Origin of the sequence: Thermodesulfovibrio sp. 3907-1M (assembly GCF_040450955.1) — a bacterium.
GTDB lineage: Bacteria > Nitrospirota > Thermodesulfovibrionia > Thermodesulfovibrionales > Thermodesulfovibrionaceae > Thermodesulfovibrio > Thermodesulfovibrio autotrophicus.
Genome location: NZ_CP144373.1, coordinates 1,560,951 through 1,585,158 on the forward strand (window position 1 = coordinate 1,560,951; position 24,208 = coordinate 1,585,158).

The 24,208-nt window shown below is 35.3% G+C and carries 21 protein-coding genes; 7 read left to right on the forward strand and 14 right to left on the reverse strand.

Annotated elements, in window-relative coordinates; genetic code table 11:
- Positions 1-3: 3 nt before the first annotated feature.
- The 5 genes from gyrB to lnt all read right to left on the reverse strand — a co-directional run bounded on the left by gyrB (position 4) and on the right by lnt (position 7,931).
- Positions 4-2,238 carry a DNA topoisomerase (ATP-hydrolyzing) subunit B gene (gene gyrB, locus V4D30_RS08105; protein ID WP_353683822.1) on the reverse strand — a complete coding sequence of 745 codons (2,235 nt, stop codon included), beginning with the start codon at positions 2,236-2,238 and terminating at the stop codon, positions 4-6.
- A gap of 69 nt (positions 2,239-2,307) precedes the next feature.
- On the reverse strand, positions 2,308-3,402 hold the full coding sequence (dnaN, locus tag V4D30_RS08110) for a DNA polymerase III subunit beta (protein ID WP_353683823.1): 1,095 nt from the start codon (positions 3,400-3,402) through the stop codon (positions 2,308-2,310).
- A gap of 193 nt (positions 3,403-3,595) precedes the next feature.
- The gene (dnaA, locus tag V4D30_RS08115; RefSeq protein ID WP_353683824.1) at positions 3,596-4,915 is read right to left on the reverse strand and encodes a chromosomal replication initiator protein DnaA; all 1,320 of its coding nucleotides are present in this window, start codon (positions 4,913-4,915) and stop codon (positions 3,596-3,598) included.
- A 334-nt stretch (positions 4,916-5,249) separates the two neighbouring features.
- Positions 5,250-6,363, reverse strand: a protein-coding gene (gene prfB, locus V4D30_RS08120) for a peptide chain release factor 2 (protein ID WP_353683825.1) whose coding sequence is annotated in 2 segments (ribosomal slippage) — positions 5,250-6,287 and positions 6,289-6,363 — 1,113 coding nt in all. Because the reading frame shifts where the segments join, the coding sequence is not laid out codon by codon here.
- Positions 6,342-7,931: an apolipoprotein N-acyltransferase gene (gene lnt / locus V4D30_RS08125; RefSeq protein ID WP_353683826.1), complete on the reverse strand. Its 1,590-nt coding sequence runs from the start codon at positions 7,929-7,931 to the stop codon at positions 6,342-6,344. Before lnt ends, prfB begins: the two co-directional genes overlap by 22 nt.
- Positions 7,932-7,963: 32 nt before the next feature.
- Here lnt and kdsB point away from each other — a divergent pair, with 32 nt between their 5' ends.
- Together kdsB and V4D30_RS08135 are read left to right on the forward strand one after the other, a co-directional pair.
- Positions 7,964-8,737, forward strand: coding sequence for a 3-deoxy-manno-octulosonate cytidylyltransferase (gene kdsB / locus V4D30_RS08130; RefSeq protein ID WP_353683827.1), 774 nt, complete (start codon positions 7,964-7,966; stop codon positions 8,735-8,737).
- Entirely contained in the window at positions 8,716-10,371 is a 1,656-nt protein-coding gene (locus V4D30_RS08135; RefSeq protein ID WP_353683828.1) for a CTP synthase, read from the forward strand. The genes kdsB and V4D30_RS08135 overlap by 22 nt, the downstream gene beginning before the upstream one ends.
- 49 nt (positions 10,372-10,420) lie before the next feature.
- Here the strand turns inward: V4D30_RS08135 and dsrP are convergent, their stop codons facing one another.
- The 9 genes from dsrP to V4D30_RS08180 all read right to left on the reverse strand — a co-directional run bounded on the left by dsrP (position 10,421) and on the right by V4D30_RS08180 (position 18,857).
- Positions 10,421-11,611: a sulfate reduction electron transfer complex DsrMKJOP subunit DsrP gene (dsrP, locus tag V4D30_RS08140; protein WP_353683829.1), complete on the reverse strand. Its 1,191-nt coding sequence runs from the start codon at positions 11,609-11,611 to the stop codon at positions 10,421-10,423.
- 13 nt (positions 11,612-11,624) lie between these two features.
- Positions 11,625-12,395: a sulfate reduction electron transfer complex DsrMKJOP subunit DsrO gene (gene dsrO, locus V4D30_RS08145; protein ID WP_353683830.1), complete on the reverse strand. Its 771-nt coding sequence runs from the start codon at positions 12,393-12,395 to the stop codon at positions 11,625-11,627.
- Positions 12,392-12,793 (reverse strand): sulfate reduction electron transfer complex DsrMKJOP subunit DsrJ, encoded by a 402-nt coding sequence (gene dsrJ, locus V4D30_RS08150; RefSeq protein WP_353683831.1) that lies wholly within the window; start codon positions 12,791-12,793, stop codon positions 12,392-12,394. The genes dsrO and dsrJ overlap by 4 nt, the downstream gene beginning before the upstream one ends.
- 1 nt (position 12,794) lies before the next feature.
- On the reverse strand, positions 12,795-14,408 hold the full coding sequence (gene dsrK / locus V4D30_RS08155; protein ID WP_353683832.1) for a sulfate reduction electron transfer complex DsrMKJOP subunit DsrK: 1,614 nt from the start codon (positions 14,406-14,408) through the stop codon (positions 12,795-12,797).
- A 4-nt stretch (positions 14,409-14,412) separates the two neighbouring features.
- Positions 14,413-15,402: a sulfate reduction electron transfer complex DsrMKJOP subunit DsrM gene (dsrM, locus tag V4D30_RS08160; protein WP_353683833.1), complete on the reverse strand. Its 990-nt coding sequence runs from the start codon at positions 15,400-15,402 to the stop codon at positions 14,413-14,415.
- A gap of 16 nt (positions 15,403-15,418) precedes the next feature.
- Positions 15,419-15,946 carry an RsbRD N-terminal domain-containing protein gene (locus V4D30_RS08165; protein ID WP_353683834.1) on the reverse strand — a complete coding sequence of 176 codons (528 nt, stop codon included), beginning with the start codon at positions 15,944-15,946 and terminating at the stop codon, positions 15,419-15,421.
- Between the two features lie 92 nt (positions 15,947-16,038).
- A complete protein-coding gene (locus V4D30_RS08170; RefSeq protein WP_353683835.1) occupies positions 16,039-16,374 on the reverse strand; it encodes a TusE/DsrC/DsvC family sulfur relay protein in 336 nt (111 codons plus the stop codon).
- Between the two features lie 139 nt (positions 16,375-16,513).
- The gene (locus V4D30_RS08175) at positions 16,514-17,491 is read right to left on the reverse strand and encodes a DVU0298 family protein (protein ID WP_353683836.1); all 978 of its coding nucleotides are present in this window, start codon (positions 17,489-17,491) and stop codon (positions 16,514-16,516) included.
- On the reverse strand, positions 17,484-18,857 hold the full coding sequence (locus V4D30_RS08180) for a cobyrinate a,c-diamide synthase (RefSeq protein WP_353683837.1): 1,374 nt from the start codon (positions 18,855-18,857) through the stop codon (positions 17,484-17,486). The genes V4D30_RS08175 and V4D30_RS08180 overlap by 8 nt, the downstream gene beginning before the upstream one ends.
- Before the next feature lie 38 nt (positions 18,858-18,895).
- Between V4D30_RS08180 and V4D30_RS08185 the strand changes: the two genes are divergently transcribed.
- From V4D30_RS08185 to moaA, 5 genes are all read left to right on the forward strand, one after another.
- The gene (locus tag V4D30_RS08185; RefSeq protein ID WP_353683838.1) at positions 18,896-19,756 is read left to right on the forward strand and encodes a glycine--tRNA ligase subunit alpha; all 861 of its coding nucleotides are present in this window, start codon (positions 18,896-18,898) and stop codon (positions 19,754-19,756) included.
- A complete protein-coding gene (gene glyS / locus V4D30_RS08190; RefSeq protein ID WP_353683839.1) occupies positions 19,740-21,776 on the forward strand; it encodes a glycine--tRNA ligase subunit beta in 2,037 nt (678 codons plus the stop codon). The genes V4D30_RS08185 and glyS overlap by 17 nt, the downstream gene beginning before the upstream one ends.
- A 69-nt stretch (positions 21,777-21,845) precedes the next feature.
- Positions 21,846-22,385 carry a peptidoglycan-associated lipoprotein Pal gene (gene pal / locus V4D30_RS08195; RefSeq protein ID WP_353683840.1) on the forward strand — a complete coding sequence of 180 codons (540 nt, stop codon included), beginning with the start codon at positions 21,846-21,848 and terminating at the stop codon, positions 22,383-22,385.
- Positions 22,382-23,239 (forward strand): tol-pal system protein YbgF, encoded by an 858-nt coding sequence (ybgF, locus tag V4D30_RS08200; RefSeq protein WP_353683841.1) that lies wholly within the window; start codon positions 22,382-22,384, stop codon positions 23,237-23,239. The genes pal and ybgF overlap by 4 nt, the downstream gene beginning before the upstream one ends.
- Complete coding sequence (gene moaA / locus V4D30_RS08205; protein ID WP_353683842.1) at positions 23,236-24,204, forward strand: GTP 3',8-cyclase MoaA; 969 nt, start codon at positions 23,236-23,238, stop codon at positions 24,202-24,204. Before ybgF ends, moaA begins: the two co-directional genes overlap by 4 nt.
- Positions 24,205-24,208: the final 4 nt, after the last annotated feature.

The window sequence follows — 24,208 nt, forward strand, 5'->3', positions numbered from 1 at the left end:
CTCCTAAATGTCAAGATTTTTTGCTTCAAGAGCATGTTTTACAATAAATTCCTTTCTTGGTTCAACATCATCTCCCATAAGTATGGTAAATATCTCATTTGCCTTTTGAGCATCCTCAACTGTAACCTGCAGCAGAGTTCTTTTCTCAGGATCCATCGTGGTTTCCCATAGCTGTTCTGGATTCATTTCACCAAGTCCTTTATATCTCTGAATTGTAAGCCCCTTTTTTACAGAATCCATAATTTTACTGTAAAGCTCCCATAGAGATGGTGTTTTTACCACTTCATTTTTAATCTGAATGACATAATTTTTATCTTCTTTTATTTCCTGGATTGATTGAAGTTTTTCAAAGATGTTCTTAAGAAGGATAAAATCCTTTAACTCGGAAATTCTGGTTTGCTCTTCAGGAGTCCTGAGCATCTGCTCAATATAAGATGGTGCAAAACCTTTTCTTTCAAAATCTTCAAGAACCCTTCCATAATCAAAAAGTAATCTAAGAAAATTCTTCTTTGTTTCTAAATCTGTTTGAACAATTAATGAGAGCTCATCAACCGCAATATCCATCAAAAACTCATTCATTTCCTCCTCTGTTTGAATATATTTCTCCCATTTACCTCTCTTTATTCTATAAAGTGGTGGTTGAGCAATGAAAAGCCAGCCTTTTTCAATCAAGGGAAGCATCTGCCTGTAAAAAAATGTTAAAAGAAGGGTTCTTATATGAGCTCCATCAACATCAGCATCTGTCATAAGAATTATTTTATGGTACCTGATGTTTTCAGGCTCAAAGTTTTCTTTTCCAATACCTCCTCCAATTGCGGTGATAAGAGTTTTTATCTCTTCAGAGGTCAACATTTTGTCAATTCTTGCCTTTTCTACATTTAAAATCTTACCTCTCAGTGGAAGCACTGCCTGAGTTCTTCTGTCCCTTGCTTGCTTTGCCGAACCACCTGCACTGTCACCCTCAACAATAAAGAGTTCTGCTTGAGAAGGGTCCTTTTCAGTGCAGTCAGCAAGTTTTCCTGGAAGCGATGTATCTTCAAGTATACCTTTTCTGCGCGTAAGTTCTTTTGCTTTTTTAGCTGCTTCACGGGCACGGGCAGCCTCTTTTGCTTTTTCAACGATTTTCCTTGCATAATTAGGATTTTCCTCAAGCCATCTACTGAGTTTTTCATTAACTATTGTTTCTACAATTCCTTTTACCTCGCTGTTGCCAAGCTTCATTTTTGTCTGCCCTTCAAACTGAGGCTCTGGAATCTTCACACTTATTACAGCAACAATACCTTCTCTTACATCCTCACCGGAAAGAGACTCTTTGCCTTCTTTTAAAAGTCCATTCTGTAGAGCATAAGTATTTATTGTTCTTGTAAGAGCAGATTTAAAACCTACTAAATGAGTGCCACCTTCTTTTGTATTAATGTTATTGACAAAGGTAAGAATTTCCTCTGAAAAACCTGAATTGTATTGAATGGCGATTTCAACAATAATTCTGTCTTTTTCACCTGAAATATATATTGGCTTGGGATGTAAAGGCTTTTTATTTCTGTTTAAATCTTCAACAAAAGAAACTATTCCACCTTCTTTTATGAATTCCTCAGAGTAGCCATTCCTTTCATCTGTAAGAATAATTTTCAATCCTTTGTTTAAATAAGCCAGTTCCTTAAATCTCTCAGCAAGAATCTCTCTTGAAAACTCTGTAACTTCAAATATTTCAGGATCAGGTTTAAATCTTATTTTAGTGCCTGTGGCTGTTGTTTGATCCACAACTTTGGGGCTTTCCTGAGGTATTCCACGACAATACTTCTGCCTTACTACTTTACCTTCTCTTTTTACTTCAACCTCAAGTTCCTCAGAAAGGGCATTAACAACACTTAATCCTACTCCATGAAGTCCACCTGAAACCTTGTAAGCCTTGGATTCAAACTTACCACCTGCATGAAGCTCTGTAAGAACAATCTCAAGAGCAGTTCTACCTTCAGGATCTTCAGGATGAGTTCCTATTGGAATACCTCTACCATTATCACTTACAGTACAACTTCCATCTTTATGCAGGTAAACTTCAATTTTATTACAGAATCCTGCTAAAGCCTCATCCACACTATTGTCCACCACTTCATAAACAAGATGATGTAATCCTTCAATTCCAGTAGAGCCAATATACATTGCAGGACGGGCTCTTACACCTTCAAGCCCCTTAAGAATTTTTATGTCTTCAACCCTGTAGGTTTCTTCTTTATTCACAATGCCTCCTTCTCAACATCTTTGCTGTTCACATTATGGCGATTCATAAGCTTTTGGGTTATTCAAAGCTTAAAGTCTTAAAGGCATAACAACGCATTCATAAACAAAGGAAGTATCGTGAGCATCTGTTATATACACAGCTTTTTCTGGCTCGGTCATCATAATCTTTGCTTTATCTGATGTTATGCGCTCAAGAGCGTCCATTAAATACTTTGCATTAAAGCCAACACACACGGGTTCTCCCTGATAATCAATGCTAAGCTCATCCTGAGCCTCTCCAATTTCAGGGTCTGATGCAGAAATAACAACTAAATCCTCACTCCATTCTGTTTTTACAGCATTCTGTCTTTCTCTGCTTAGAACAGAAACTCTTTTTAATGATGCTATCAACAATTCTCTGTCAACAATTGCCTGTTTATCAAAGGCTTTTGGAATAACTGCTTCATAGTTTGGATAATTACCTTCTATCATACGGGTAAGAAAACTTATTCCATCCATTTCTATCATCACATGGGTCTTGCCAATTTGAAGTGAAACATTTTCAGTACCGGATAAGAATTTTTTTAATTCATTTAAAGATTTTTTTGATAAGATAACTTTTCTTTCTTCTGATGCTAAATTAAGTGGTGCCTTAAAATGAGCAAGTCTATGTCCATCTGTACCAACTACATGAAGTTGTCCATCTTTTATTTCAAAAAGAAGAGCATTTAAAACATATCTTGCATCAGCTTCTCCAGAAGCATAAAGGGTCTTATCTATTGCCGTAAGAAGAAGATCTCTTGATAAATTAATCTGCAAAGCTTGTCCAATCTGAGGCCAAACAGGAAACTCAGAAGCATCTAAAGCGGCAAGTCTCACATTTGTTCTTCCAGACCGAATTTTAAGCCATCCCTCTGAAAGTTTAATCTCAAAGTTATCATCAAGTTCTTTTACAATTTCATAAAATTTTCTTGCAGGTATACAGGTCTTACCAGATTCAAAGATCTCTGCTTCCAGTGGTAGTTTTACAGCGGTTTCAAGATCAGTAGCTAAAATAGATACAGAACTTTCTGTAACATCCATAAGAAAATGATTCAGTACAGGCATAATGCTCTTTTTTTCAACAATGCTTTGAATTTTTGAAAGACTATCCTGTATCTTTTGTTTTTTCAGTTTTACATGCATGGCTTTCCTCCTTTTTCTATTATATGATTAAACTTAATCAAAAACTTTTAGCCTCCCTAATTTTCAACTACCTATATCTCATTGCCACCCTGCGAAGCAGGCGAGGCATCTCCTCAGCTACCCATATCTGTCATTGCGAAGGGCTCAATGCCATGAGGAATCTCTTACACTGTCCACATTCGGCAATTCAAAGTTATTTATTTTCCTGTAATTTTCTTATAATGCTGTCTATCAATTTTGCAAGCGCTTCATCTTTTTCTTTATCCTTTTCTATCTGCTTACAGGCATATATAACAGTTGCATGATCCTTACCTCCAAAAGCATTACCTATTTCTGCTAACGAAAGATTTGTTAGTTTTTTTGTTATATACATAGCTATTTTTCTCGCATTTGCAATCTCTTTAGTTCTTTTTTTTGACTTTACATCATGAACCCTGATTCCCAATGCTTCACATACAGCTTTTTGAATTAAATCTATTGTAATTGGCTTATTTTCATCGGGAAGTAAATCCTTTAGAACATGTTTTGCCAGATCCATTGTTATTGGGGTCTTTGTAATAGAAATATATGCACATAGCTTGATTAAAGAGCCTTCAAGTTCTCTCACATTTGATTTAACTCTGGATGCTATAAAATATGCCACATCTTCGGGTAGTTGAACTCCTTCAAGCTCAGCTTTTTTATATAAAATGGCAAGCCTGGTCTCTATTTCTGGTGGTTGAATGTCTGCAATAAGACCCATTCCAAATCTTGAACGAAGTCTGTCTGTAATATCAGAAATCTCCATCGGAGGTCTATCGCTTGAAATAACGATCTGCTTTTGTTTACTGTAGAGTTCATTAAAAGTATGAAAGAACTCTTCCTGGGTTGAGTCCTTCCCTGCAATAAACTGAATGTCATCTACAAGAAATACATCAAGGGTTCTGTACTTTTGTCTGAACTCAGGCATCTTTTCATGTCTTATTGCGGAAACAAACTCTCCTGTAAATTGTTCTGAGGACATGTAGCATACATTAAGTTCTGGCTTTTTATCCAGAATATAATTTCCAATAGCTGTTATTAAATGAGTTTTACCAAGCCCGACACCCCCATATATAAAAAGAGGATTATAGGCAAATCCTGGATTTTCAGCAACTCTTAGTGCTGCTGCATGGGCAAACTGATTTGACGGACCCACAACAAAGGTATTAAAGGTATATTTAGGATTCAGATTACCTCTTTTTAATCCCTGCTTTTTTTCTCCAGTTGAAACTGTCTCATGCTCTTTACCTGTAATAATGTAACGAACCGAGATTTGATTTCCTGTAATTTGATAGAAAGTATCACTTATTATTGAAGGAAAATTATCTTCTATCCAGTCCTTAAAAAATCTGTTTGGAACTTCAATAAAAGCCTCTGAATTCTTAATATCTAAAAGTTTTACAGGAGAAAACCACAATTCAAAAGTTGATTCTCCCACTTTCTGAGCAACAATCTCTAAAATTTTTTGCCAGATTTTATTTATATCATTCATTTTTCAACAACTTTTTAACATTTGTTAAAAACTTTACTGTTAAAAGCCCGTTAAATTAAAAACTTTTTAAATTCAAAGAGTTTTATCCTTAGTACCAATTTTAAACCTTTTCATTATATCCTATAATTAACAAACTGAGCAATAAATTGTTAAAAACTCAAAAATTATTAACATAATCTTCATATTTAAAATCATTTTAATTACAAATTGTTAAATTTGTTAAAAAAACATCCTAAATTTTAAACAAGCAAACATCTTCAAAAAAAAAGCAAAAAATCAATTTTAAACATAAAAAGCGCCTCTATAGCTACTTCCAAAAAATAAAAACAAAAAATTAAGAAACTGAAGCAAACTTTTTAAGATATGCCTCTATAAAAATATCTATATCTCCATCCAAAACTTCTTCAACATTATAAACTTCAACATCAGTTCTGTGGTCCTTTATTAACCTGTAAGGATGAAGAATATAAGACCTTATCTGATTGCCCCATCCTATCTCTTTTTTATCACCTGCAATGGATTTAATTTTATTTTCCTGTTCTTTCTGTAAAAGAACATAAAGCTTTGATTTTAAAATCTTCATTGCGATCTCTCTATTTCTATGTTGAGACCTTTCTGTCTGAGATGTAACAATAATACCAGTGGGAATATGAACAATTCTTACAGCAGAAGAAACTTTGTTTACATGTTGTCCACCTGCTCCTGAAGCTCTAAAAGTATCAATTCTTAAATCCTCATCTCTTATTTCAACTTTAATATCATTCTCTATTTCTGGTAAAACAGAAACAGCTGCAAAGGAAGTATGCCTTCTTTTATTAGCATCAAATGGTGAAATTCTTACAAGCCTGTGAACTCCTGACTCTGATTTTAAATATCCATAAGCATACTGTCCTTCAACAGTAAAAGTAACATCTTTAATTCCAGCTTCTTCACCTGCCTGTAAATCAATAATCTCAACTTTAAAACCCTTCTTTTCAGCCCATCTTAAATACATACGCAAAAGGATTTCAGCCCAATCCTGACTCTCTGTTCCACCAGCTCCAGGATGAATGGATACTATGGCATTATTTTTATCATGCTCTCCATTAAGTAAAAGCTGGATTTCAAGACTATCAATTTGGGATTTTATATTCTCTATCTCACTTTCTAAATCTTTTAAAAGAAGATATCCTTCTTCTTCAGATTCAGCAATACTAAAAGCTTCTTCAATATACAAAAATCGGTCAGTAATATTTTCAATTGGTTCAATTACTTCTGAAAGTCTATTTTTTTCCTTCTGAATTTCTTTTATTTTTTCTATATTTTGCCAAGTTTCTTTTTTCTGAAGCTCTTTATCCAGATCCTCAAGTCTCTTTTTAAGCTTATCTATCTCAAAGACAGCCTCTTAATGAAAAAATTCTCTCTTTAGTCTCTTTTAAAACAACTTTTAAATCTTCATATGTAACCATTTTTTACCTCCGAATCTCATATTCCCTATAACAAAAATTAAAGAAAATACAATACAGAAATAAGAAAATATATCCCCGTATTTTGTATAAAAACTTAATTTTTCATCTCCCTGAATATCTCCAACTAAATAAGTTCTTTCAAATAAAGCTGTTGTATTTATAATTCTTCCTTTACTGTCTATAAAACCTGAAATACCGGAATTAGCTGCTCTTATTAAAGGCTTTCTATTCTCAATTGCCCTGAATACTGCCATTGAAAAATGCTGGTATGGTCCTGATGTAGTTCCAAACCATCCATCATTCGTAATATTTACAATAAATTGTCCACCTTTTTGATAAAATTTTCTTACCTGTCCAGGGAAAATACTTTCATAGCAGATTAAAGTTGCAAATCTTCCGAACGGTGTAATTGCTACATTATAACTGTCTCCAGGCTTATAATCTCCTATTCCAACTGTTAGTTTGTTAATGAAAAATAAAATTTTTCTTAAAGGAACATATTCTCCAAAGGGTACTAAATGTATTTTATCATAATAATAAGCAATTGTTCCATTTGGATCAATTAAAACAGCACTGTTTGTATAACTATCCTTTTGTCTTTCCATTATACTTCCAAAAAGCAAATATATATTTTGTTCTTTAACAAAATTTATTAAATCTGAAGTAAAGTATTTATTTTTTTCAAACACGAAAGGAACTGCTGTTTCAGGCCATACAACAAACTGTGGATTATATAGTTTAGCTTTTATTGTAAGGTCTTTATAGATATCTAAAATCTCTTTAACTTTATTAAAATCCCATTTTTCATTTTGAGGTATGCTTCCTTGAATTACCGCTACCCTGAATTCTCTACCTGTAACTGGTTCATGAAGCTTCTTTACTCCGTATATAATACAGAAAATAAAAATTAATAAAACCGCAACTACAGCTATAATATTCGGAGTATATGGCAAAAGAGGATAACGAGTTTTTTTATCTTTAAAGCTCCATAAGTCAAAAATAAAACAGTTAAAAAGTAAAACAAGATAGGAAACTCCATAAATTCCTGTAATATCAGCAATTTGCGCGATTATTAAAAATTTATACTGGCTATACCCTATCAGTGCCCATGGAAAGCCTGTTAAAAGATAGTTTCTTAAAACTTCAAGACTAACCCATATAAAGGGAGCATAAAATGAAGTAGGAAGGGTATGTTTTGATAAATTTCTGTATAACAGAGAAAAAAAAGCAGGATACAGCGCAAGATACAAACTGAGCAATCCAACAATACTATAGCTTAATAAAAGAGGAACCGAACCATAGTAATAAAGAGAATGATATATCCAGTAAACATTTCCTAAAAAATAAAAAAAGCCGAAAATCATACCACCTTTAAATACTGTTTTATAATCCTGAGCTCTGTTTAAAAAGAAAAAAAATGGTAAAAAAGAAAACCATGCAAGAAAAAATAGATTAAAAGGTGGAAAACTCAATACCAGTGCAAAGGCTGATAAAGCTGGCAGAAAATATTTTTTAATTGTTCTAAGGCAATAATTTTTCGTTTCTCCTATAAAATCTGGCCACAGCATCAGATATTTATGTTATCATAAAAATTGAATTTATGGTTACAATTATTATACCAGCAAGATTTGCTTCTACAAGATTTCCTGGAAAACCTCTTGCTCCTTTAAAGAATAAACCCATTATTCAGCATGTATATGAAAAAGCAAAAGCATCTCGTTTAGTTGATGATGTTTTTGTAGCAACAGATGATGAAAGAATATTTCAATGCGTTACTGCCTTTGGTGGAAAAGTTATAATGACATCAAAAATGCATCCATCAGGAACTGATAGAATTGCTGAAGCAGTTGATATACTAATAAAAGATGGATATAATTTAAAAAATGAATCAATTGTCATTAATCTTCAAGGAGATGAACCTTTGATAAAACCACAGATGATTGACCAGCTTGTAAATCTTATGAAAGAGTCTTCCTGTGCAAATCAATTCATTGGAACTCTTGCAAAGAAAATTGAAAATGAAAGAGAGTTTCAGAATCCCAATACTGTAAAAGTCGTTTTTGATGAGACAGGCTATGCTCTTTATTTTTCCCGCTGTCCGATACCATTTAATAGAGAAAAATATTTAAAGGGTATTTCAGGCAATGATTTTATGTATAAACATATAGGAGTGTATGGATATACATTGGAACTTCTTAAAAATTTTGTAAAACTTCCTCAATCAAGGCTTGAAAAAATAGAGGCTTTAGAACAGTTGCGAGCTCTTGAAAATGGTATAAAAATTAAGATAGCCATAACAGAATATGATTCCTTTGGAATAGATACACCAGAAGACCTGGAGGTAGCTGAGAAATGCCTAAATACATATTTATAACTGGTGGAGTAGTATCAGCCTTAGGAAAAGGAATAGCAGCAGCTTCAATTGGTGCTTTACTTGAATCAAAGGGATTTAAAGTTACAATTCAAAAGCTTGACCCCTATATAAATGTGGACCCTGGCACACTGAGTCCCTTTGAACATGGAGAGGTTTATGTTACTGATGACGGCTGCGAGACTGATTTAGATCTTGGGCATTATGAAAGATTTACTCATTTAACAACCTCCCATGTGAATAACTATACTTCAGGCAAAATTTATTTTAATGTTATATCAAAAGAAAGAAGGGGCGATTATCTTGGGCATACTGTTCAGGTTGTTCCCCATGTTACAGATGAAATAAAAGATGCCATAAAAAGTGCAGCAGGAGAAAATGATTTTGATGTGGTTATTGTAGAAGTGGGTGGAACAGTGGGAGATATTGAAGGACTTCCTTTTCTTGAAGCTATAAGGCAATTCAGATATGATGTGGGCAGAGAAAATGTGCTTTATATTCACCTTACTCTTGTTCCGTATGTAAAAAGTGCTGGAGAGCTCAAAACAAAACCAACCCAGCACAGTGTTAACAGTTTAAGAGCAATAGGAATTCAGCCAGATATTCTTCTGTGCAGGGCAGATCGCCCATTGCCCCATGCACTTAAGAAAAAAATAGCTCTTCACTGCAACCTTGATTTTGACTCTGTTATCTCTGCTCATGATGTGGAAACAGTTTATGAAGTTCCTTTGAACTTTAAACAGGAAGGGCTTGACTTGCTGATTGAAAAAAAGCTTGGTTTACCTCATAGATTGGGCGATTTAACCGAATGGGAGGATGTGGTTCAGAGAATTAAAAATCCTAAAACAGAGGTTAATATAGCTGTTGTTGGTAAGTATGTGGGATTAAAAGACTCATATAAAAGTCTTAATGAAGCATTGATTCATGGTGCAATAGCCAATGAAGCAAGGGTTAACATCCTATGGGTAAACTCAGAAGATATAGAAAAAGATGGAGCAAAAACACATCTTTCAGAGGCTCATGGTATTTTAATTCCAGGAGGATTTGGTAGCCGCGGTATTGAAGGTAAAATTGAAGCTATAAGATATGCCAGGGAGAACAAAATTCCTTTCTTCGGAATATGTCTTGGAATGCAGTGTGCTGTTATAGAATTAAGCAGAAATCTGGCAGGGCTTCATGGTGCCCATTCTACTGAATTTGATCCTGATACGGAACATCCTGTTATTTATTTAATGGAGAAATGGTTTAATCCAAGAACTGGAAGGTATGAGTTGAGGACAGTTGATTCGCAAAAAGGTGGAACAATGAGACTCGGAGCATATCCATGTGTGATAAAAGAAGGAACTAAAGCCTATGAAGCCTATAAAACGAGGGAAATCTCAGAAAGACACAGACACAGGTATGAGTTTAATAATAAATATATTCAGGTTCTTGAGGAAAAGGGTGTCGTATTTAGCGGAACCTCACCTGATGGACAGCTTGTTGAGATAATTGAATTAAAAGGGCATCCATGGTTTTTGGGATGTCAGTTTCATCCAGAGTTTAAGTCAAAACCTTTCAGACCTCATCCTTTATTTAGAGAGTTTATAAAGGCTTCATTAAAGGAAAAACATTCTTTATTCAGTTCTGTTGAATAAAAAAAGGGCGGTTAAATCCCGCCCTTAACAAGTTTTGATAAATTAAATTCTACTCTACAACCTGTTTCTGTCCGTATTTGTCAAATACTGCCTTTTCTTTAACCGTGATTGCTATTTTATAAAGCACTGTTATTACCAGTGCACCTACTGACCATACGCCAGCAGCCACAAGAAACTCATTCAGAGCTATCCATGCCTCTGTGACTCTGTCAAAGGGATTTGGAATAAAACCACTAACTACAAAGGCAAATCCTTTGTCCATCCATATGGAGAAAAATACACATGCAGCAGCAATTACTTTGGTAACATTCCACTTTCTTAAAGGTGGGAATATAAATATGATTAATCCAATAAAGGCAAGCAGTGTGGATACAGCCATCCATGGAACAAGTCTGTTATGTCCCTCGAGTCCTTGATAGAGATATATTAATGATTTCATATGATCTGGAATCTGGCTATAGAAAGCAGTGAAAAATTCAAGTCCTATGAAGAATAAATGAATTATTAAGGCATAAGTAGCTATCTCTGCAAGTTTGTTAATAGCCTGTTGACCAGGATCAAATTTTGAAACCTTTCTGATTATCATGCTAAGAATTATAAGAAGACTTGGACCTGCTGCAAAGGCTGTTGCAAGAAAGTGGGCTGCCTGAAGCGCTGTCATCCAGTGGGGCCTTCCAGGTAAGCCTGCATAAAGGAATGCAGTTACTGTATGAATTGAGGGTGCCCACAGAATTGCCCAGTAGATAAATGGTTTAATCCACTTAGGGGGAGGAGCGCTTTTTTTCTCAGCATGAAGAACTGTCCATCCACAAAGTAGATTAAGAGATAGATAGGTTATAAGAACTACCATATCCCAGAATATAATTGAATGCGGCGTGGCATGAAGCAAAACATTCCAAACGCGGGAAGGCTGTCCCATGATAACAAAAACAGAAAGCATTGCTATTAAAACGCATCCAACGGCAAGGAATTCTCCAATAACAGCTATTCTTCCGAATACTCTATAATTGTGAAAGTAATAGGGAAGAACAACAAGCACCGCAGATGCTGCAACACCAACAAAGAATGTTAACTGACCAACATGGAATCCCCACGTTACATCTCTGCTCAGTCCTGTTGTAAAAGCTGCACCAATGTGATGTTCTCTCATCCAGCATATAAAACCAATAAGTATCATGGTTATTAAAAAGGATACCCAAATCCAGTATCTTGGCCTGCCTTTTAATGCTAAATCAAGCATCTTTTACCTCCCATTAAATTATGTAGAAAACCATAGGCTGTGTGCCGAGTTCAACTTTTCTGCGAATAACAATGTTTTCAGAAAGCACTTTTCTTATCTCAGAGTTAGGATCATAGAGATCGCCGAAGATTATTTTACCCTCTGAAGCTTCAACACAGTATGGAAGAAGTCCTCTGTCTATTCTTTCATTACAGAATGTGCATTTTTCAACAACTCCAATAGTTCTTGTTGGATATTCAGGATTTAATTCTTTAATGTAGTCTCTTGGTGGAAGGAAGTTGTAGTTTCTTGCACCGTAGGGACAGCCAGCCATGCAGAATTTACATCCAATACAGCGGTGCATGTCCTGCATTGTTATGCCATCAGGTCTTTTAAATGTTGCCTTAACAGGACATACTCTGACACATGGTGCATTGTCACAGTGATTGCAGAGCAGAAGGAATTTTCTTTCTTTCACTTCCGTTGATATATATTCTTCAGCAGTGCCTGCGAAGCTGTGTTCATAGTCATCTGTCCAAATCCATTTTACTTCATGAAGAGGATTGGCAATTTCAGGAACATTATGGGCTTTATGACATGCTCTTATAACCTTTTCAAAATCTTCCTGCGTTTTAAACTTTCTTGTATCAATCACCATTGCCCATCTTTTTCCTTTTAAAGCCTTGATGTCTTTTAATACCTTCTGCCCTGGCTCTTTTTCCAGTGCATTAATTGTAAAAGCACCACCTAAACCAAGCAATGATGAAAAAGCAGCTATTTTCAGAAAATCTCTTCTCGTAATCATTTTAACCCTCCCACCTTAGGCTCAATATGACAATCCCAGCAATAGGGTTTCACATTCACATAATTATGACATTCATCACAGAATTTTTCTTTGTTGGAATGACATTTCAAGCAGGTATTCTGAAGGCTTATTGTGTACGTTTTGCCATCACTGGCTACATAGAGTCTTTTACCTTCTCTTGTGGCATAATCTTTCCATGAATAAAGAAGTTTAATATGCATCTCTCTCATGTATTGCTTTGGTTCAATACATTGTTTTTTTTCCATTTTCTGTATTTCAGGAGTATCAATGCTTGGTTTAGGCTCTACATAAGTCTTTCCAACGCTCATTGTAAAAGGAAGAGTCACTATCACTACAAAAACTACTAATCCAAGAATTATTTTCCATCCATCATACATTTTACTGTTCCTCCTTTCCTGGTAGTGGCTCCATCCTTAAATTCATGGTTCTTTCCTTTTCACCTTTCATTATCATTGCATTGGCAACAAGCTCAGTAACTCCTGTAACTCTCACACCAGGAACCCAGTAATCCATAAGTGGTGGCAGAGTTGCTCTGTCTATTGCACATATACATGCAAGCATATTAACGCCAAATTTTTCATGGACATACCGGACAGCGTTAGCTCTTGGGAATCCTCCTCTCATTCTAAGTTCCATAATTTCTCCTGCATTTAATCCAGCTCCACCACCGCAGCAGAATGTCTGTTCACGGATTGTTTCGTCTGGCATATCATAGAAATGGTTACACACATTTTTAATTATGTATCTTGGTTCTTCAAGAATTCCCATTGCTCTTGATGGATTACAGGAGTCATGGAAAGTAACTATTAGGTTGTCATTTCTTGATTTATCAAATTTAAGAACTCCATGTCTGATAAGGTCTGCAGTGAATTCACTTATGTGAACAATTTTATTTGATTTAGCATTTTCAAACTTTGTGCCTGTAATTGGTGAGACAGGCTCTTCAAGGAAATCAATAGGTCCATACCATGTATTATGATATTGATGCCAGACTCTCCACATGTGTCCACACTCTCCACCAATTATCCATTTAACTTTAAGACGCTTAGCCTCTTCATAAATTTTTGTATGAAGTCTTTTAGCCATTTCATGGGATGTAAAGAATCCGAAGTTTCCACCTTCTGATGCAAAGGTGCTCCACGTATAGTCAAGTCCAATTTCGTGGAAAAGCATCATATATCCCATGCAGGTGTATATTCCGGGATCTGCAAAGAGGTCCCCTGATGGAGTTACAAAAAGGATTTCAGCACCCTTTCTGTTTATTGGTGGTTCAATTCTGATTCCGGTTATCTCTTCTATGTCATTACACATGAACTCAAGGGTTGATTTCATTGTATGCGGCTCAATTCCAAGATGGTTTCCAGTTCTGTAACAGTTTGCAACAGGACCAGATATCCAGTCAGTATTCAAGCCAAGGAGATTTAAAAGCTCCCTTGCAATTATTGTTATCTCTGCTGTATCAATTCCATAAGGGCAGAAAAGAGAACATCTTCTACATTCTGTACACTGATAGAAGTAATACCAGAGCTCCTTCAGCACATCAAGGTCAAGGTCTCTTGCTCCTCCATTCCTTCCAAAGAGTTTTCCACCAGTGGTAAAGTATTTTCTATAAACAGACCTTAATAGTTCTGCCCTCAGCACTGGCATGTTTTTGGGATCTCCAGAGCCTATGAAGAAGTGACACTTATCAGCACAGGCACCGCATCTCACACATATGTCCATGAATACGTGGAATGTTCTGAATCTCTCAAGCCTCTGTTTGATACCTTCAATAACGATTTTTTTCCAGTCTTCTGGAAGCTTCCAGTCAGGGTCTGTTACATGAAAGTCTCTTGCATTAGGGAAGTCAACATATTCAAGATTTTTCCCCTTTGCACCGTAACAGTAAAAACCTGGCTTAAATTCTACAGGTAAAGTATCCATCCACCATCTGGATGGCATCTTTTTTAAATTAACTGTTGAGATTAATTCTTCTGGTTTTGGCAGTCCCATAGTCTCACTCCTTTTCTACTGGTATTCCAGCTTTTTTCATTTTTTCTCTAAATTCATCTTCATATTCTTCATAATGACGATGCTTAACTGGATAATCCCAGGGATTCACATGTCTTTTCATCCTGTTGTTATTAGCGAGATTCCTTGTGGGGCTTAAAAATACTCCACCCATGTGCATAAGTTTGCTGAATGGGAAGTAAGCAAAAAGTACACTCACGAGAAACAGATGAATGTAAAAGAGACTTCCTATCCCCTTAGGCACAGTAGGCTTAAGATAAGCTAGTCCCAGAGCAAGCTCTTTTATGCTTGTAATATCCACTCTTGCAAAGTATCTCATTAGAATACCAGTGGCAACTATGCCAATTATAAGGAAAAGTGGAAAGTAGTCAGAGGGCAGAGAAATATATTTTACCTGAGGATTAAATATTCTTCTACCTAAAAGATAAAGAAGGGCAGCAGCAATTACAATATCTGTCATATAAAGCATTGGAAGACCAATCTGCCAGAAAGAGTCAACAGAGTCAATTATAGAGACACACCATGGAGTTTGAGCAGCAAAGAATCTCAGGTGCCTGATTAGGATAATTAGAAATGAATAATGAAATGCCAGAGCACCGAGCCAAAGCCATTTGTTTGAACCAATATAAAGCCTTCCATTGAGTATTTCAGCCTTTGTGTTCCTGAAAAGGGACCTGAAAAGGGCTATTTCAAAAAACATTCTTAGTGCTACACCCCAGCCAGTTGCAGGATTGTCAATTTTGCTGTACTTAATCCAAGGAAGAGAGAATTGCTGTCCAGCAGTTGTTGGGATTCTGAAAGGAACAGGTGATTTTCCCCATTTGACCACCCTGTAGATAAATCCAATTACGAAGATTAAAAGCGCAGCATAGGGAAAAACCACCGCAAACAGACTGTCCAGCCCTAAAATATCAGTGCCAATATAGGCAAAAATTATTAATCCTAAAACTACTATAAAAGCTAATCCTATACCCATATCACCCTACCTCTCTTTATAAGTTTTTTGTTTTTCCTACAGTTTCATCTTCAATTTCTGAGACAATATTCCATTTCTTAAGAATCCACCAGGTTCTGTCAATCAGTTCCTTAGCTTTTATGTCGTAGATTTTTTCCCGATACTTCATAAAAATATCAAAGGCAACCAAAGCAAGAGAGTCAATTTGTGAAAGAAACTCTGCAAGCTTTTCAGGCTCTGTCTCTTTACGGAGTTCATCGTATATTGCTTTTTTTATAAAAAATATAAATCCTACTGCCTGAGAAGGGCTAAAATCCTGTACAGCTCTTATTTTGATAATCTCTTCCAGGGGAGGGATAAAACTATCAAGAGATTCGTCGTTGATTAATCTGTCAATAATATCCTGAATTCCTTGATAAATGGTATAACCAACAGGATTGGTAAACTGTTTTTTCTTTTCTTTGAAAAAAGCCTGAGTATTTTCAGGATAAGTTGAGATAGTTAAATTAAAAGATTTTTCAACTATGCTCTCCTTTTTCTTTGAAAGGAGGTCGTTAATGGTCATTTTTTTCTCCTATAAATTTTTAATCTTTTAGGTTAATATCTCCCCCTTTCAAAAAACAAAAGGGGCAGTTGACTGCCCCTTTATATTGGAAATTATACGCATCCTGTTGGTTTTGGAAGTCCTGCATATCTACAGGCTTGCTTTGCTGGTCCATCTGGGAAGAGACCGTAAAGATACTTTGTGTTTCCTTTGTCAGGTCCAAACATCTTAGCCATTTCTTTAACAAGAATCTTGATCATAGGAGCAATCTGATATTTCTGATAATAATCTCTTAAGAAGTTAATAACTTCCCAGTGATGCTCAGTAAGTGTAATTCCATCCTGTTGAGCCATGTACTCTGCAAGTTCTGGTGACCAGTCATCAAGATTCTGAATGTAACCATCCTCATCAATCTCAATCTGCTTTCCCTTAAATTCAATGTAAGGCATTTTCTAACCTCCTTTTAGTTTTTTTGCAAATATTCTAACTTCTTTAAAAAAAGAATTTCAAGCCATATTTGCATTTAATAAGGTAAAACAACTTTAAAGTATAATGAGTTTTGAAGTCAAATAAATTTAGTTTATAATTTTATAAAAATTTTTCAGCCTTAAAGGTTTTAAGTTTAATTATATTGCCCCTGGTGTAAACTGATAACATTAATTCTTTAATATCTTCTGGAACAGGGACAGGACTTTTAATTTTGTTAATTAAAATTGCTGTAAGGGCTCTTATTTCATCTTTTTCATGATGTAGAAGCTCTTTCAATTCATCATCATCATTTATTGGAATGTATTTATTTAAATCAACCTTTTTTGAAAGCTTAATCAAGCTTCTTAAGACACTTTCAAGAAAGCTTTCTTCTTGTCTTTGTGACCAGAGTATTGGAATTATATCATCAAAGAGTGAAGGCTCCGCATATATTATCTCTCCAATTAATTCAGCTGCGCGCCAGCCAATTCCACCTGATTCATCAGTCATTGACCATAAAAGTTTTCTTATAGTGTTCCTCAGGGGTTCTATGTCCTGAGCTTCAATATATGCCCTTGCCACATGTCCCATTGCTTCAATTGCTTTCCATGAAATAGGATTTTCCTTATCATAGGATAGAGAAATAAGCCATCCAAATATGTTTTTATTACCTAAGGAGGCTTTCTCAATTGTTTCAAATTCTAAATTTTCAAGGAGACAGACAAAATCTTTTTTATTGATATTAATTTTTTCATGTCTGTCTAATTTTGTGCCTCCAGTTAATGCTTTAATAAAAAAAAGTCTTCCATTAAAATGAGAGGTTTTCATATAAATATACTGGTGAGTTCTGTAATCATAGTCTCTTTCTCTTAATTCAAAGTTAACACCCAGTTCAACATTATCAATTCCTTGAGGTGATGCAAGTAGCATTGCATCAACAAGAGCATCACCCTGATTGTGCCCTGTTGGTTCACATACATAAATTGCACCACACTCACATTTTCCATAGATTACTTCTCCTATTTCTGTAAAGGTTTCCTGCGGAGGCGATATTACTCTTCCACAGAAAAGACATGTTGGTAGTTCTCTTTTAGGCATTTTTTGACTCCTTATAGATTTTTGCTCTTTTTAAAATACCACTGATCCATTCTTTACAGCCAAGAGCATGAATATGAACATATGTGCCTATGGCATTCTTATATATAACTCCATCCTTGCTGTTAATAATACCCTGTCCTCTTTCCATTGTAAAGCACATCTGGGGCAGTTTATCATACTCAATAACTTTTGAATAGTGAAATTCATGTCCCTTTATTTGTAATCCTTTTTCATAAAAGGGATTGTCTTCCTCTACTTTGGCAACAACATATCCATGCGCTTGAGGTTTTTTAAACATATTAAGAGTTAAAGGGAAGATGCCAATCATGGGAAAGCTTCCTTCCTGAGTGATCAGAGTTTTACAGAGATACATTAAGCCACCACATTCAGCATATATGGGAAGCCCTTCTTCTGCCTTTTGCTTAATGTCATTCATAAAAGAGAAATTTTTAACAAGATACTTCACATTGGTTTCTGGAAAACCTCCTCCAATATAAAGAGCATCAACATCTGGTAAGGCTCTGTCTTCTAAGGAGTTAATTAAAACAATAGAGGCTCCGGTTTTTTTTAACTCTTCAAGATTTTCTTCGTAATAAAACTGAAAAACTCTGTCTCTTATAACACCTATTTTTAAGCCCCTTCCATCTAAAGATTCTGAGCTTTCCATCGGATCATAGTGTAATGCCTCAGCATCTTTGGCAATTTCGATGATTTTTTCTATATCAATATGTTGAGATACTTTATCTATGAACTTCCTGGCTTCCTCTTTTTCTTCATGCTCCTGATATGGTAAAAGCCCCATATGTCTTTCAGGCATTTTTAAATCTTTAAATCTCGGCAGTAAACCAACAATTTTCACATCGCAGTATTTTTTTATAGATTCTTTAATTATCTTTTCATGTCTTGCATTGGCAAGCTGATTTAATACAACTGCTTTAATGCTTAATTGTCTGTCAAACTGAGTAAATCCATTAATCAAAGCAGCCACTGAGCGGGTCATTTTTGTGCAGTCTATTACAAGAATTACAGGACATTTTAAAAGTTTTGCCAGTTCTGCTGAACAGACCGTGCCTTCAGCATCCAGACCATCATAAAGTCCTCTATTGCCTTCTATTACAGAAATATCTCCTCTTGCTCTTTCAATAAAAGATTGAACTACTCTTTCTGGTGGAATCATAAATGTATCAAGGTTGTAACAGGGATTTTTTGAAAAAAGACTTAACCAGCCACTGTCTATGTAATCAGGTCCCTTCTTAAAGGCAATTACATTCAATCCTTTTTTTACAAGAAGAGAGATTATTGAAAGGGCTACAGTTGTTTTTCCAGCACCACCGCGTACACCTGCTATGAGAACTCTTGGATACATTTGACATAAACCTCTATGCTAAAGTATCATGAAAATCTATGTATTTTCAAGATATAATTTTTACACTCAACAAATACTGGGCTCAAAAAGGATGCGTTATACTTCAACCCTATGACATGGAGGTTGGAGCAGGAACTTTTCATACTGCCACTTTTTTTAGGGTTTTAGGTCCCGAGCACTGGAGTGCAGGATATGTTCAGCCCTGTCGCAGACCAACTGATGGAAGATATGGAGAGAATCCAAACAGGCTCGGGCAGTATTATCAGTATCAGGTTATTTTAAAGCCATCACCTGAGAATTCTCAGGAGATTTACCTTGAAAGCCTCAAAGCTCTTGGTATAGAGCTTAAAAGACATGATATAAGATTTGTAGAAGATGACTGGGAATCTCCTACACTTGGCGCATGGGGACTTGGCTGGGAAGTATGGCTTGATGGCATGGAGATAACGCAGTTTACTTATTTTCAGCAGGTGGGAGGAATTGATTTAAACCCTGTTTCTGTTGAAATAACCTATGGTCTTGAGAGAATTGCCATGTATCTGCAGGAAGTAGACAATGTTTTTGATATAAAGTGGAATGAAAAATTTAACTATGGTCAGATTCATCGGGAGAGTGAGATAGAGTTTTCTTACTTTAATTTTGATTATTCTCAGCCAGAGTTAATAAAAAAACATTTTGACGATTTTGAAAGGGAATCAAAAAGAATGCTTGAAGTTGGTCTTATTTTACCTGCCTATGAGTTCTGCCTTAAGTGTTCTCATATGTTTAACCTTCTGGATGCAAGAGGAGTTCTTTCAGTGACAGAGAGAACAAATTATATAGCAAGAGTAAGAGCTATTGCAAAAGCTTGTGCAGAAGCATACTTAAAAAAGAGGTATGGACATGAATCTGCTTTTTGAAATAGGAGTTGAGGAAATTCCTGCAAGATTTATTCCTCAGGCGCTTAATCAATTGGAGGAAAACGCTAAGAAAATTTTTTCTCACTTCAGAATAAATATTGAAGAGTTAAAGATTTATGCAACACCGAGAAGAATGGTTTTCAAGGCAAAGATTTCACAGGAGCAGGCATCAGAGGAAAAACTCCTATGGGGACCACCTACCCATGTTGCCTTTGATGAAGAAGGGAAACCAAAGGAGCCTGCATATGCTTTTGCAAAAGCCCATGGATTAGATGTTTATAGCTTAGAAGTTAAGCAAAAGGGCAAGGGAAGTTATGTTTGTGCTGTAATCAGGGAAAAAGGTAAGAAAACAGAAGAAGTTTTACCAGAAATTTTAAAGGAGTTATTTTTTTCTCTCAGTTTCCCAAAGATGATGAGATGGGGAAGTGGAACTATAAAATTTGTAAGACCTGTAAGATGGCTTATGTGTTTGTATAATGATAAAGCAGTTTCATTTGAGATAGACGGCATAAAAGTAGAGGGAAAAACATGGGGACACAGATTCCTTACTGAAAATCCCATATTTTTATTAAAAATACAGGATTATGAAAAAGCTCTTAATGAAGCCTTTGTGATCGTTGATCAGGAAAAAAGAAAACAGATAATAATTAATCAGGCTACAGAGCTTGCAAATAAAGTAAATGGAAGGGTTTTACTGGATGAAGAGCTTTTTACAGAAGTAAATTATCTTGTTGAGTTTCCAAACTCGGTTTTATGTGAGTTTCCTGAAGAATACCTGAGCCTTCCAGATGAGTTGCTCATTACAGTTATGAAAGATCATCAAAGATACTTCGCGATTACTGATCTCAAAGGAAAACTGAAAAATTATTTTATCGTAGTAAGTAACACTTTAAGAGAGAATGAAGAAAATGTCAGAAAAGGTGCTCAAAGAGTCATAAAAGCAAGATTTGAAGATGCAAAGTTTTATTATGAAGAAGACCTTAAAAAGGGATTAGACAGTCTTGTTAATGCAACAAAGGGAATAGTTTATCACGAAAAACTTGGAAGTCTCTATGATAAAAGTTTAAGAATTTTGAATATAGCTCAGCAGCTTGCAGAGAAAGTCTTTCCAGAGAAAATTGAATCAGTGAGAACTGCTGCCAAGTACTGTAAAGCTGATCTTGCCAGTGGAGTTGTTGGAGAGTTTCCAGAACTTCAGGGAATAATAGGTGGATATTATGCCAGAGCGTTAGATTTACCTCGGGAAGTGGAACTGGCAATTAAAGAGCATTATCTTCCAAAGGGTTTTACAGATGCTCTGCCATCTACACAAGAGGGTTGTCTTTTAAGCATAGCTGACAAACTTGACCACATTGCCTCCTTTTTTTATCTTGGAGAGATTCCATCAGGAACAGAAGATCCATTTGGCTTGAGAAGAGCAGCAAATGGAATTTTAGCTATACTTTTGAAAAAGAGATATCCTTTAAGCATTAAAGATTGTGTTAATACTCTAAAAGAGTTTGCCGATGAAAAAATAAAGCAACAGATTTCAAACTTTATTGGACAGAGATTGGAAAGCTATTTTGAGAGCTGTGGTTATGAAGTAAAATTAATAAAAACAGTGAGTGATTTCATCTTAAATACTCCTGTTTATGAGATTGAGGAGAGACTTGGGGCAGTAAAGGTATTTTACAAAAAAGAAAATTTTGAGTCCTTTTTCCTTGCAGCAAAGAGAGTTTCAAATATTATTAAAAATTACGAAAAATTTGAGCTTAACCCTTCTGTTTTAATTGCAGAGGAAGAAAAAAATCTTTACAATGCCATGATAGAAAAAAAACAAAGGCTTGATGAATACTTAATAAATTCCCGCTTTCTTGATGCTTTAAACTATCTTGAAACTCTTACACCTGTGATAAATAATTTTTTTGATAGAGTGCTTGTTATGGATAAGGACGAAAACATAAGAAAAAATAGAGTTGCCCTTTTACAGGAACTGGCTCAATTATTGAAATCTGTTGCTGACCTTTCAAAGCTTTATTAATTGTTGTATTATATAAGTATGAAAAAACATTACAAGCCTGTCATAAAAAACCCCTCCTGGAGGCGTAAAATGGGCATAAAAAATCTTTTTATAGTTATTTTTTGTCTTTTCTTTATCTTTGCCTGTGCTGAAAGAAAAATCTACATGCCAGAAGGAAAAGTAGAAGGAGAGATGCCCAAAAAAGAGGAAAAAACAGAGGCTGAAAAACCAACTGGGCAAGAGGAACTCTCCGCTACAGAGATGTCAGAAGTTTTAAAAAAACTTCAGGAAGAAATAAAGGACATACATTTTGATTTTGATAGGTATGATATAAGACAGGAAGATATTCCCACATTGAAAAAAGTTGCTTCATTGCTTCAGAAGTATTCAAATTTGAGAGTTATAATTGAAGGTCATTGTGATGAGAGAGGAACAAATGAATACAACTTTGCACTTGGACAAAAAAGAGCAAATGCAGTGAAACAGTACTTGATAACTCTGGGAGTTCTACCATCTAAAATGGAAATAATAAGTTATGGTGAAGAAAAACCTTTATGCACAGAGCACAATGAATCTTGCTGGCAGAAAAACAGAAGAGCACACTTTGTATTTATAGAGGAGGGCAAATGAAAAAACTTAAAACAGCAATTACAGGCATTATAGCTTCTGTAATTTTGTCTGGATGTGTTACAACATCGGAGTTTGAACAGATGAAGGCTGATATTGCAAGGCTCTATGTGGAAAGCTCTCAATTAAAGCAGGATGTTTCAGAGCTTAAAACAAGGATTGATAAAATGTCATCAGACTTAACCTCAGCAGTGGCATTAAAGGAAGGGCAACTTACCCTTCTTGCTCAAACACAGGATTATGTAAAGGAACTTCAGCTTCTTAAGGGAAGATTTGAAGAAAACTCCTTTCAGAATGAAAAAAAATTTAAGGAACTGAATGATAAAATAGCAGAATTACAGGCAAAATTGAATCAACCAGCTGCATCACCAGAAAAAAACGAGCTTACAAAACCTGCACAGGAAACATTAAAAGATCCAAAGGCAATTTACGATTCGGCGCATATTGATATGAAAAACAAAAATTTTGCCTCTGCAAGAGAAAAATTTCAGGAAATTATAAAAAATTATCCTGATTTTGAACTTCTTCCTAACTCATATTTCTGGGTAGGTGAGACTTACTATAATGAAAAAAAATATGAGGATGCCATTCTTGCATATGAAGAGTTCTTAAAAAGATATCCAAAACATGATAAGGCACCCGGCGCACTTCTCAAAGAAGGAATGGCATTCCTTGAGCTAAAGGATAAAAAAACAGCAAAAGTGGTTTTTGAAAGAGTTATTGAAAGATATCCTCAGTCCAAGGAAGCAGAGATTGCTCAGCAGAAAATAGCAGAGATACTTAACAGTGGAAATTCCGGTAAAAAGACGCCAACCAAAAAAACAAAAAGCAAAACAAAAAGCAAAACAAAAAGATGAATGATAACTTTAATAGAAACATTGATTATCTGAGAATTTCAGTTATTGATAGATGTAATCTCCGTTGCATTTACTGCATGCCTGAAGAAGGAATTAAGAACTTGCTTCCCCATGAAGAAATACTTAGTTATGAAGAAATACTTAAGATAATCAGGATTGCTACAACAACAGGGATATCTAAAATAAGAGTAACAGGTGGAGAACCATTGTTAAGAAAGAATATTGTAAGCTTTATTGAAAGAGCTTCCAGAATAGAAGGTATAAAGGACATAGGAATGACAACAAATGGAATACTTTTAAAAAAGTATGCCAGATCTTTATTTGAAGCGGGGCTTAAAAGAGTAAATGTGAGTCTTGATTCTCTGAATGAAGATAAATTTAGAGCTATAACAAGATTGGGTTCATTGAAAGAAGTTCTTGAAGGAATTGAAGAAGCTCAAATGGTTGGGCTAAATCCTGTAAAGATAAATATGGTTGTAATGAAGGGAGTTAATGATGATGAAATAGAAAGATTTGCCAGATGGAGCATTGAGGTGCCCTATCAAATAAGGTTTATAGAGTTTATGCCAGTTGGACAGAATAACTGGAAAAAAGAACTTTTTATCTCCCGAGAAGAAATAAAACAAAAGATAGAAAATACCGTTGGCAGTCTTATACCTGTTCAGATAAAAAAATCAGGACCTGCAGAGTATTTTATGCTTGAAGGTGCAAAGGGATTGCTCGGGTTTATAAGCCCTCTTTCTACCCATATATGCACAAGATGTAACAGACTCAGGCTAACTGCTGAGGGAAAGCTGAGACCCTGTCTTTTCTCAGACAGGGAAATTGATTTAAAAAGAGTTTTAAGAAGCGGTGCATCAGAGGATGAAATAAGGCAGATTATTATAAAAGCAATTCAGCTTAAGCCTCAGGGAATCTCATCTCAGACAAAGCCTTTAAGGGCTATGTCAACAATAGGAGGCTGAAGTT